General features: G+C 67.2%; 13 protein-coding genes. 2 read left to right on the plus strand and 11 right to left on the minus strand.

All coding sequences use genetic code 11. From position 1 onward, the window contains the following. Positions 1-70 precede the first annotated feature (70 nt). Complete coding sequence (locus IEW34_RS26200; RefSeq protein WP_373288324.1) at positions 71-562, plus strand: L,D-transpeptidase; 492 nt, start codon at positions 71-73, stop codon at positions 560-562. A gap of 206 nt (positions 563-768) precedes the next feature. On the opposite strand, the gene IEW34_RS26205 is transcribed toward IEW34_RS26200, so the two are convergent. From IEW34_RS26205 to IEW34_RS26245, 10 genes are all read right to left on the minus strand, one after another. Beyond that, positions 769-1,812: an Lnb N-terminal periplasmic domain-containing protein gene (locus tag IEW34_RS26205; protein ID WP_244642226.1), complete on the minus strand. Its 1,044-nt coding sequence runs from the start codon at positions 1,810-1,812 to the stop codon at positions 769-771. 208 nt (positions 1,813-2,020) lie between these two features. Beyond that, positions 2,021-2,341 (minus strand): ArsR/SmtB family transcription factor, encoded by a 321-nt coding sequence (locus IEW34_RS26210; protein WP_244642227.1) that lies wholly within the window; start codon positions 2,339-2,341, stop codon positions 2,021-2,023. Between the two features lie 3 nt (positions 2,342-2,344). After that, complete coding sequence (locus tag IEW34_RS26215; protein WP_188612168.1) at positions 2,345-2,815, minus strand: SRPBCC family protein; 471 nt, start codon at positions 2,813-2,815, stop codon at positions 2,345-2,347. A gap of 117 nt (positions 2,816-2,932) precedes the next feature. After that, a complete protein-coding gene (locus tag IEW34_RS26220) occupies positions 2,933-3,340 on the minus strand; it encodes an acyl-CoA thioesterase (RefSeq protein WP_188612169.1) in 408 nt (135 codons plus the stop codon). A 223-nt stretch (positions 3,341-3,563) separates the two neighbouring features. After that, on the minus strand, positions 3,564-3,689 hold the full coding sequence (locus tag IEW34_RS30970) for a hypothetical protein (RefSeq protein ID WP_280516334.1): 126 nt from the start codon (positions 3,687-3,689) through the stop codon (positions 3,564-3,566). Between the two features lie 259 nt (positions 3,690-3,948). Continuing rightward, on the minus strand, positions 3,949-4,161 hold the full coding sequence (locus IEW34_RS26225; RefSeq protein ID WP_188612170.1) for a cold-shock protein: 213 nt from the start codon (positions 4,159-4,161) through the stop codon (positions 3,949-3,951). Between the two features lie 240 nt (positions 4,162-4,401). Beyond that, positions 4,402-4,605 carry a hypothetical protein gene (locus IEW34_RS26230; protein WP_188612171.1) on the minus strand — a complete coding sequence of 68 codons (204 nt, stop codon included), beginning with the start codon at positions 4,603-4,605 and terminating at the stop codon, positions 4,402-4,404. A gap of 198 nt (positions 4,606-4,803) precedes the next feature. After that, positions 4,804-5,733 carry a phosphatidate cytidylyltransferase gene (locus IEW34_RS26235; protein WP_188612172.1) on the minus strand — a complete coding sequence of 310 codons (930 nt, stop codon included), beginning with the start codon at positions 5,731-5,733 and terminating at the stop codon, positions 4,804-4,806. Beyond that, positions 5,730-6,350, minus strand: coding sequence for a lysophospholipid acyltransferase family protein (locus IEW34_RS26240; protein ID WP_188612173.1), 621 nt, complete (start codon positions 6,348-6,350; stop codon positions 5,730-5,732). The genes IEW34_RS26235 and IEW34_RS26240 overlap by 4 nt, the downstream gene beginning before the upstream one ends. Further along, positions 6,347-6,979 carry a CDP-alcohol phosphatidyltransferase family protein gene (locus IEW34_RS26245; RefSeq protein ID WP_188612174.1) on the minus strand — a complete coding sequence of 211 codons (633 nt, stop codon included), beginning with the start codon at positions 6,977-6,979 and terminating at the stop codon, positions 6,347-6,349. Before IEW34_RS26245 ends, IEW34_RS26240 begins: the two co-directional genes overlap by 4 nt. Positions 6,980-7,139: 160 nt before the next feature. Here IEW34_RS26245 and IEW34_RS26250 point away from each other — a divergent pair, with 160 nt between their 5' ends. Further along, positions 7,140-8,564, plus strand: a complete 1,425-nt coding sequence (locus IEW34_RS26250; protein ID WP_188612175.1) for an 8-oxoguanine deaminase — start codon at positions 7,140-7,142, stop codon at positions 8,562-8,564. A gap of 11 nt (positions 8,565-8,575) precedes the next feature. Here IEW34_RS26250 and IEW34_RS26255 read toward each other — a convergent pair. Then, a partial coding sequence (locus tag IEW34_RS26255) for an adenylate/guanylate cyclase domain-containing protein (RefSeq protein WP_188612176.1) occupies positions 8,576-8,816 on the minus strand: 241 nt, incomplete at its 5' end.

Below are 8,816 nucleotides of genomic sequence, written 5' to 3' on the forward strand. Positions count from 1 at the left end.
GCGCGCGGCGCTTTGTTATCAAGCCGCGCCATTCGCGAAGGGGCGGGGGCACATGCTGGGGAAGATCTTGGTGAGTTCAGTGGTTGTCGGCGGCTCTCTGCTGGCCGCCGCACCGGTGGCGGCCAGGGAGACGGTGCCGTTCCATGACGAGCGGGCCGAGCCCGGCACGATCGTTGTGAGGACCAAGGAGCGGAGGCTCTACCTCGTCATTGGCCAGGGCAGCGCCATCCGCTACCCCGTAGCGGTCGGCAAGATGGGCAAGCAGTGGCAGGGCTATACCCGGATCAGCGGCAAATACGTTCAGCCCGCTTGGTCTCCGCCCGACGAGATGCGGCGGGACAATCCGCGCCTGCCGGACGTCATCCAGGGGGGCTCGCCGCGCAACCCGATGGGCCTGCGCGCCATGACACTCGCGGGTGGCCAATACGCCATTCACGGCACCAACCGGCCGAGCTCCATCGGCACCTTCGCCTCCTACGGCTGCGTGCGCATGCACAATGCCGACATCGTCGATCTCTACGACCGGGTGGGGGTGGGCTCGCCAGTGCTGATGACGCCCTGACAGCTGCCGGGGGGCGGTGCGCCTTGAACCAAAAGCGCCCCAGATTCAAAACAATAAGAGCATTTCTCTGCCATTGGATGGGTTCATCCAACGGCAGAATGCGCTAGAGCATTTCCGCGTTTCCTCGAATCACCGAAATACTCCATCTGTTTGATTTGCGGCGTTTTCTTCACGCGAACCGGCGTCCACTTCGCTCAAAAAGCGCTCTAGGAGCCGCCGGCGACGCAGCGCTCGCAGGGGGCGATGCCGGGAATGTCGACGCGCAGCAGCTCGGAGAACAGCGGCTGCGGGGCGTCGTCGGCCTCGATGGCTCGCTGGGAGATGCGGGAGCGACGGGCCAGTTCGGCGAACGGCAGTGAGGTATCGAGCGCTCCGCGATCGTAGGCGTAGGCAGGGAAGTAGCCGGACAGGAGCACGCGCCAGTCGAACGGAATGCCTGGCTCCACCAGCTTCGCCATGCGGAACACCAGTGTCGTGCAGTTGGAGGTGAGCGTGTTGTACCAGACGGGCTTCGCCGCCAACGCGTTGGCCTCGGCGACGTAGGCTTCCAGGAACCCCCGCGCCGTGGCAGCGGGCACCTTGAGCCGGTAGAGGCGCAGGTCCTCGTGCCGGATGTTGGTGCGCAGGCGGATCGCGTCGCGCTCGTCGGCGGCGATATAGATCAGCTCCGATTCCTTGAAGAAGCCGGCCAGCGCCGAGAAGGCCTGCTTCTGCCTGCGCCTGAGCTCGATCGACCACGCCAGATAGGTGCCGTCGGCGAAGCCGAAGCTGACGATGGTGTGGGCAATGGCCTCGCCCGCCCAATAGTCGGCATAGAGGTCGACCGAGACCAGCTTGTCGAGATCGTAGCTCCGCTCCTCCCAGCGCGGCGTCATGTCCGCCTCGGTGCGCCAGTCGAAATTGCGCACGTTGCGCACGACGAGCCGGTTGCCGGTGATCTCGCCCGTTGCCGGGCGCGAGACGTCGACGGCCCAGTCGCGGTGGTTGGAGGGGTGGATGGTGCTCCACCAGCCGAGCAGCGCGGCGATCGCCAGGGCGTAGATAGCTACCGCGGTCCAGCGGCGGGACGACAGTAGCAGGACGGCGAGAGCCGCCAAGCTAAGCAGGGCCCAGGCCACGGCGGCCGGCGCCTGGAGCGCTGGCCCCAGGGGGCTCCGGAACCAGACCGCCAGCGTACCCCACACGCCAAACCCGAGGATCGCCAGTGCCAGGATGCCGATCGCGGCGCCGCGCGCCCCCCGCCGTGTCATGCCGCGCACCGCTCCGATCGTTGCTCGCCAAGGCCAAGCATGGCGCGGGCCGGCTATCTCGCTCTCCCCGGGCTTCGCAAAGCCATGCTGCGCCGAGCTTTGTCCTGCGGGGACACTTGCGTTGGATGGGCGATCACGTCAAGGCTGGCGGGAGCGCCTCTGACCCGCCGGCGGCTGCGCGCGCTTCCAGGCCTCTCCGTGATCGCAGTCAGCGTTCCACCAATGCCTGCAGGCGGCCCAAGGCGTCGTCCCACTGCCGCGAGACCGTGTCGAGGTAGGATCGCGCCGTAGCGATCGGCTCCGGCTGGCAGGCGAAGCGGCTCTCGCGGCCGACGCGGACACTTCCCACCAGACCCGCTTTTTCCAGCACGTGCAGGTGCTTGGTGACGGCCTGCCGGGTCAGGTGCGTGTCCGCCGACAGCGTGGCGATCGAGCGGGCCCGGCCGTCGCTGAGCTTCAGGAGCAATGCGAGGCGCGTGGGATCACTCAGGGCCGCGAACACCGGCGCCGGGTTGCCCTGGGGGGTCACGGGCTAGCCCTGGACATGGGCGCGGATGTTGCCGGCCTGTTCCGTCCAGCCCTCGTCGTTGCGGCGCATGGCGTCCGCGCGGCGGTCGACCGGCAGGGCATCGAAGCCGGACTCGACGATGGTCAGGCGGGTGCCGGTCTCCGCCGTCTCGAGCCGGAACTCGACGCGCGTGATCGGGTCCGGGGACTGGACGTGGGATTGATCTTGGGATTGATCCTGGGTGTGGATGTCGGCTGGGTGCGGCCAGGTGAAGGCGAACAGCCGCGGCGCCTCCATGTCGGTGACCGTCGCCCGCCAGCTCACGTGTTCGTAGCCGGGGTAGGTCATGGTGCCGGTGCTGATCTCGCCAAGCATGAACGGGCCGTCCAGTTGGACGCGGAACCACGTGCCGAACTCGGTGTGGTCAGTCAGCGCTCGCCAGACCCGCTCGATCGGGGCGTTCAACACGATCGTCTTCTCGATGCGATCGGACATTTGGCAACCTCCAGGTTGCCATTTCTGTCACGACAAGGGCAAAGCAGCAACCTTTTGGTTGCTGATAATACCTCAAGGCGTCGAGACGTCGCAACGAGGTGCAGGCGCGGCTGTGCGTCAGGAGGCCGGTTTGGCCAGGAACTTGTCGACGATGCCGCTCGCGAGCCGCGCCGGCCGCCGCGTCGCGGCGTCGAGGCAGCACCAGCGGGACTTCACCTCGGCGAGCACGTCCTCGCCGCGCTTGATGATGGTCTCGTAGAAGGCGCTGGCGCCCTGCACCTTGCCCAGCCGGACGGTCGCGATCACCTCGTCTTCGAGGAAGGCCGGCTTGCGGTAGGTGATCTCATGCTTGAGCGCCACCCACAGATGTGAGGCCACGACGTCCGCGGGGGCCAGCCGCTGCCAATGGCTGAGAACGGCCGCCTGCACCCACTTGAGGTAGCTGGCGTTGTTCACATGCCCCATGAAGTCGATATCGGCCGGCTCGATCTGAACCGCAAAGTCGTAGGGCGTCGAAGTTCGCATGGATAAAGCATAGCACGGCCGGACCGCGGGCGCGACTGCAGACACAGGGAGGTGGGCTCTTCTGCTTCGAAGCCGCACCGACAAGTACAGCGGGCCGCTGCCGAAGAATTCGTCGCACCTGAGCTGATGGGCTTTCTTAGCGGGCGGTCGTTCGCGCCAATCGCTCGTGCCGCCGGTCGGCCCGCTCGTCCCGGCCGCAATCCGGCCCGCCTCGCGCCTTGGCCTACTTCTTGGCGCTGCCGCCGAGAGGCGAAATGCCCTTGCTCATCGCCGCCGGGGCGGCAACGGACTCTTTCTTAGCCTTAGGTTTCTTGATCTCGCGATTGCTGCGCTTTTGACCCTTTGCCATCGAAACCTCCAATAGCCGCCGTGGCAGGGATGGGTACGAAGGCGAAACCCGCCCGATCGCAATGATCGGAACCTGGGGTCTGGCCGTCGGACGGCCGAAAACGTGTTCCCGGAGGAAGCCTTGCAACTGCGTCCTCGGTCGTCGTGGCTGCGCGCACGCATCGCGCGACAGCGACACGCGGCCGCACGCATCAGCTGCACGGCCGCGCCTCTTGTTCAGGTTAGCTCGCTCGGAAGGGAGCCCGCCGCGTCGATGGCGATCAGCCGACGCTCTTCAGGTTGTCCGCCGACATCTTGCCGCTCTTGCGGTCGGAGACGAGCTCGTAAGAGACCTTCTGCCCTTCGCGCAGGTCACCGAGGCCGGCACGCTCGACAGCGCTGATGTGGACGAACGCGTCACTGCCACCGTCATCTGGAGCGATGAAGCCAAAGCCCTTCTGAGAATTGAACCACTTAACGGTTCCCGTAGCCATTTTTTAGTCCTTCACAAACAAAAAAGCTCGCACAGAGGCAAGCTGTCGAAATTGCCTTCGGGTCATGAACAAACAACAGCACAAAAAAATTCGGGCGGAGATCGATTCAGCTGACCGTCTATCGACGCCCGAATATGCGCCTTCGGCGGCGACAGCACAAGTCGCATTCATCATTTCTTCCGAAATGGCGGGCTCGAGATCGTGTCCCGCTCGCCTGGCGGGGCCAGGAGAGGCAGTGAGTCACAGGCCGCTGGCGCTCAGCTGGCCTTCACGCGCCACGCGCTCGTGCGCCTCGCGCTTGCTTTTGATCCGGTAGGAGAACTCCCCGTCGGTTGGCGGCAAAAGCCTGGTGATTTCGTAATCGCCTTCGGCTGCCGCGATCGCAGCGGACGTAAACTTGACAGTCTGGCCAAGGCGAAATTTGTGTTGAGCTACGCCGTTCATTTGAGCTCCCTTCGAACAATGCGTATCGGATGACGATTGGAGCGATGGCGATGAGGGGCCGGCGCCGACCTCTTGGAATCCTATTCGATTTTTTGCCTTTTGGTAATGCCGGCGGGGCGGTCATGGTGCCCGCCACCAGGCGGGGCGTGCGCCCGCCCCCACGCCGCCCGCGGCCGGCGACAACCGGTGGGCCGCCGCTCAGGCGGCGAACCAGTAGCGGGTCATGTGGAAGAACAGCGGAGCGGCGAAGGTGAGGGAGTCGATGCGATCGAGGACGCCGCCATGCCCTTCGATGAGGTAGCCCCAGTCCTTGGCCTTGAGGTCACGCTTGATGGCCGACAGGACGAAGCCGCCGAAAAAGCCGGCGACGACGATCACCGCGCTTATAGCGGCGGCCTGCAGCGGGGTGAACGGGGTCAGCCCATGCAGGAGAGTGCCGACGAGGATCGCCGACAGCGCCCCGCCGACGAGGCCTTCGACGGTCTTTGACGGACTGATGCCCGGCGCGAGCAGACGTCGGCCCAGGAGCTTGCCCCAGACGTACTGGAACACGTCGCTGAGTTGGACGACGACTATCAGGTAGACCAGCAGCAGGGCCGCGGGCCCACCCGTCTCCAGCAGCAGCAGGGCCGGAGCATGGCTGACTGCGTAGACCGTCAGCATCAATCCCCATTGCACCTTGGCGCTGCGCGCCAGGAATTCGCTGGTGTCGCCGGCGAGCGTCGTTACCGCCGGCAGGATCAGGAACGCATAGACGGGGATGAAGATCGAGAAGAGGCCGTACCGGCCCACGCCCAGCAGCAGGTAGTGCAACGGCAGCACGACGAAGAAGGACAGGAACAACGCGACGTGATCGCCGCGCCGCGATGGGGTCAGCGTCCAGAACTCGCGCAGCGCCATGAACGAAAGCAGCGTGAACAGGATGATGGTGGTGGTTTCGCCCAGCACGATGGCGCCGCCGAGCACCACGATCATCACCCACCACGCGCGGATGCGCGCGTTGAGATTGTGCACGGTCTCCCGTGCCCGCGGCTCGCTGGCCCGGCGTTCGAGCACGACGCCGGTTGCGGAGGCGATGACCAGCAGGGCGGCTATGCCGGCGAGGACGTAGATCAGCTGTTGGGTCATCGGGCAGACCCGGGCTCGGCCAGCTGCAAGACGGCGGCGCGGGCGCGCTCCAGGAACGCGCCTCGCTCCTCGCCGGGGGCGGCCCGCAGCGGCGCGCCGAAGCGGGCGGTGCAGGTGATCGGCACGATCAGGAAGCTCCCCTTGGGCAGGATGCGCTGAAGGTTGTCGAGATAGACGGGCACCAGATCGACGTCGGGGAACCGCTGCGAGAGCTGAAAGATGCCGCTGCGGAAGCGTGCGATCGCCTCACCATCGCCGCGCGTCCCCTCCGGGAAGATCAGGATCGAGCAGCCGCCCTCCAGAGCGCGCTGCAGCGGCGCCAGCGGATCGGTTCCCGCAGGAGGGGCACGGTCGATCAGCACGGCACGCAGGCATCGCTCGGCGATGAAGCGGCGCGCCGGGCTCGCGCCCCAATAGTCCTGCGCCGCGGCCGGGCGGGTCAGCCGGCGCACCGGCGGGGGCAGCGCCGCCATCACGGCGAGGGTATCGAAGTGGCTGCTGTGATTGGCGAAATAGATGCGCCGCTCGCTATTTGGGGCGCATCCCCGCCAGTCCGCCCGTGCCCCCAGAAGGAGGCGGACCAGCCAGATCAGCAGGCCGCTGACGAGCTCGGTCATGCGCGCTCCAGCGCGCGGGCGATCTTGAGGCTGCGCGAGACGCAGGTGGCCATGCTGCCGGCCGCGATGACGACGGCCGCGACGAGCAGCGACCAGCGGGTCGACGCCATCAGGCTTTCGGCGCCCTGGGCGGCAAGGCCGACGGTCAGGGCCGCCATCCGGCGCTGCTTGGCCATGACGCCGCTGAAGTCCTGCGGCAGGCCGAGCGCCCCGCCGAACACGCGCACATAAGCGGTCAGCGCCGCCAGCAACGCACACGCCCAGCCGAGCCACGGGACGCCTGCGGCATAGCCCAGCGGCACCAGCAGCAGGGTGTCGGCGATCCGGTCGGGGAACTCGTTGTAGAGCGGGCCGGTCGCGGTCTTCAGGCCGCCTTCGATCGCCACCATGCCGTCGAGGAGGTTGCAGACGAGGCGAAGCTGCACACAGGCGGCGGCCGGCCACCAGGCGAGCGGATGGGCGCCATAGGCGATGAGCGCGCCGCCGGCAGCCGCGAACACGATGGAGAGCAGCGAAATGGCGTTCGGGGTGATGCCGGCGCCGGCCAGGCGCGCGCTCAGGCCGATCGCCCAGGGCGATGACCGGCTTGCGATCGGCCGGCGCGCCGGCTCCTCTCCGATGGGCGTCATGGCGGCGTTTCCAACCCTCGATGCGAATCCGTCCCCTGACAGGGAACGTAGCACGATGGGAGCCTGAGCTCAGCAGCCGGGCGTTGACGTTGCCGCTATCCGCCCCATTCGCGGCGGGCTACGGTCGTAGCGAAGTCATTCTGCGTTGGGGGGAACGCATATGCCCAAAAGCCTGCTCGCCAAGAACGCCGACGTGCTCGTCACCATGGACGGGGAGCGGCGGGAGCTGGTCGGCGCCAGCCTCTATGCGGAGGATGGCGTCATCAAGCAGGTCGGCCCGGCGGCAGAGCTGCCGCAGACGGCCGATACGGTGCTCGACATGAGCGGGCAGATCCTGCTCCCCGGCTTCGTCAACTGCCATCACCATCTCAACCAGACGCTGACGCGCAACCTGCCCGCCTGTCAGAACAACAACCTGTTTCCCTGGCTGAAGGCGCAGTACCGCATCTGGGCGGCGACGACGCCGGAGGCGTCGCGCGCCAGCGTCATCGTCGGGCTGGCCGAGCTGGCCCTGAGCGGCTGCACCACCGTGTTCGACCATACCTACGTGTTCAAGAGCGGCAACACGGTCGACTGCGTGATCGAGGCGGCGAAGGAGTTCGGCTCCCGCTTCCACTGCAGCCGCGGGTCCATGTCGCGCGGCGAGTCCAACGGCGGCCTGCCGCCGGACGATTGCGTCGAGGACGAAGCCTTCATCCTCAAGGACAGCCAGCGGGCCGTGGAGACCTATCACGATGCCGGCCGCGGCTCGATGTTGCGCATCGTGCTGGCGCCGTGTTCGCCGTTCTCGGTCACGCCGGGCCTGCTCAAGGACACGGCGGCCATGGCCCGGCGCTACAAGGTCGGCCTGCACACGCACCTGTGCGAGACGCTCGACGAGGAGCGCTACACCCTGGGCGCCTTCTCCATGCGCCCGGTGGAATGGATGGAGACGGTGGACTGGCTGGGCGACGACGTGTGGTTCGCGCACGCCATCCACGTCGTCGACGACGAGATCCGCCACATGGCCAGGTGCGGCTGCGGCGCCGCGCATTGTCCCTCGTCCAACATGCGCCTTGCCTCCGGCATCGCTCCGATCAAGCGCTATATGGAAGCGGGCGTGAAGGTCGGCATCGGCGTCGACGGCTCGGCCAGCAACGACGCCTCCAACATGATGCTCGAGGTGCGCACCGCCTTCCTGCTGGCGCGCCTGAAGATGGGCCTGCTGCCGCCGGAGGGGCCGCAGACATACATGAACCTGTCGCAGTCCCACCCCAGGCGCGCGGCCGAATGGATGTCGGCGCGCGAGGTGCTGGAGCTTGCGACCCTCGGCGGCGCGCGCGTTCTCGGCCGCGACGACATCGGCTCGCTGGAGCCGGGCAAATGCGCCGACTTCTTCAGCATCGACCTGAACACCGTGGACTTCGCCGGCGCGCTCAGCGACCCGGTGGCCGCCGTGGTGTTCTGCGCGCCGCAGAAGGCTCACTACACGGTGATCAACGGCCGCGTCGTGGTGGACCAGGGGCGCGTCACGACGGTCGACCTGCGCCGGGTGGTGGCCGAGCACAACCGGCACGCCAGCGCGCTCGCCAACATCGCCGCCTGAGCCCCCCAGCCTCAGGCAAGGGGCCGGGCCAGGCCGCGCTCGGCCGCCGCGTGGGCGGACAGCAGCTCGTACACCGTCACGGCCTCCGAGCGCCCCTTGGGCTGAACGGTGTCGACCTCGCGGAACGCGAAGGCCTCGCCGCACTGTTCCGCCGTCGTCTGCGACACCAGGATCGCCGTGCCGTAGGTCTTGTTGATGCCTTCGAGGCGCGAGGCCAGGTTGATGGTGTCGCCCATCGCCGTGTACTGGAGG

The sequence above is a fragment of the Chelatococcus reniformis genome (assembly GCF_014640075.1).
Lineage (GTDB): Bacteria > Pseudomonadota > Alphaproteobacteria > Rhizobiales > Beijerinckiaceae > Camelimonas > Camelimonas reniformis.

What these genes read in the sequence shown, in the direction of transcription:
- IEW34_RS26205 (WP_244642226.1), bottom strand. Translation starts at nt 1,812, where the DNA reads ATGACACGGCGGGGGGCGCGCGGCGCCGCGATCGGCATCCTGGCACTG.
- IEW34_RS26215 (WP_188612168.1), bottom strand. Translation starts at nt 2,815, where the DNA reads ATGTCCGATCGCATCGAGAAGACGATCGTGTTGAACGCCCCGATCGAG.
- IEW34_RS26220 (WP_188612169.1), bottom strand. Translation starts at nt 3,340, where the DNA reads ATGCGAACTTCGACGCCCTACGACTTTGCGGTTCAGATCGAGCCGGCC.
- IEW34_RS30970 (WP_280516334.1), bottom strand. Translation starts at nt 3,689, where the DNA reads ATGGCAAAGGGTCAAAAGCGCAGCAATCGCGAGATCAAGAAACCTAAG.
- IEW34_RS26225 (WP_188612170.1), bottom strand. Translation starts at nt 4,161, where the DNA reads ATGGCTACGGGAACCGTTAAGTGGTTCAATTCTCAGAAGGGCTTTGGC.
- IEW34_RS26230 (WP_188612171.1), bottom strand. Translation starts at nt 4,605, where the DNA reads ATGAACGGCGTAGCTCAACACAAATTTCGCCTTGGCCAGACTGTCAAG.
- IEW34_RS26235 (WP_188612172.1), bottom strand. Translation starts at nt 5,733, where the DNA reads ATGACCCAACAGCTGATCTACGTCCTCGCCGGCATAGCCGCCCTGCTG.
- IEW34_RS26240 (WP_188612173.1), bottom strand. Translation starts at nt 6,350, where the DNA reads ATGACCGAGCTCGTCAGCGGCCTGCTGATCTGGCTGGTCCGCCTCCTT.
- IEW34_RS26245 (WP_188612174.1), bottom strand. Translation starts at nt 6,979, where the DNA reads ATGACGCCCATCGGAGAGGAGCCGGCGCGCCGGCCGATCGCAAGCCGG.
- IEW34_RS26250 (WP_188612175.1), top strand. Translation starts at nt 7,140, where the DNA reads ATGCCCAAAAGCCTGCTCGCCAAGAACGCCGACGTGCTCGTCACCATG.